This is a genomic window from Vibrio sp. 03_296, assembly GCF_002265885.1.
In genome coordinates this window covers 1-423 of sequence record NZ_NPKW01000380.1, presented here as the reverse complement: position 1 = coordinate 423, position 423 = coordinate 1, and the positions used below count along the sequence as shown (strand labels likewise).

General features: G+C 53.1%; 1 pseudogene. It reads right to left on the bottom strand.

The window, feature by feature from the left end:
- Positions 1-423: pseudogene (locus tag CIK04_RS24810) on the bottom strand (methyl-accepting chemotaxis protein); the annotation flags it as partial.

The following is a 423-nucleotide window of genomic DNA, read 5'->3' as shown; positions in this document are numbered from 1 at the left end:
TGTCGATTGACGATCAATTGCAAATCCTCTCCCGCGTGCTCCGCTCGAGCGACACTGCTTTGTGCCAGTGATTGGCTTTTCTCCATCGCCGCCACGGCAGAAACGGCTAACTGCTGCAGTTTATTAATAGTGGTTTGTATTTCATCGGTCGATTGATGAGTGCGCCCAGCCAGATTTCGCACTTCATCAGCACCACCRCGCACCCCGCCCTTGCTCTCCCGCCCTTGCCGCTTCTATCGCAGCATTGAGCGCAAGCAAATTGGTCTGCTCTGAGATACTGCTGATCACATTGGTGAACTCGCTGATCTGCATCACCCCTTCTTTGAGCTTGGCGACCTGATCATTGGCCACTTCGAGTTCAACAGACAGCGACTTAATGCTGTCCACGCTGGAATGCACGTCTTTATCGCCCAAGTTGGCTTC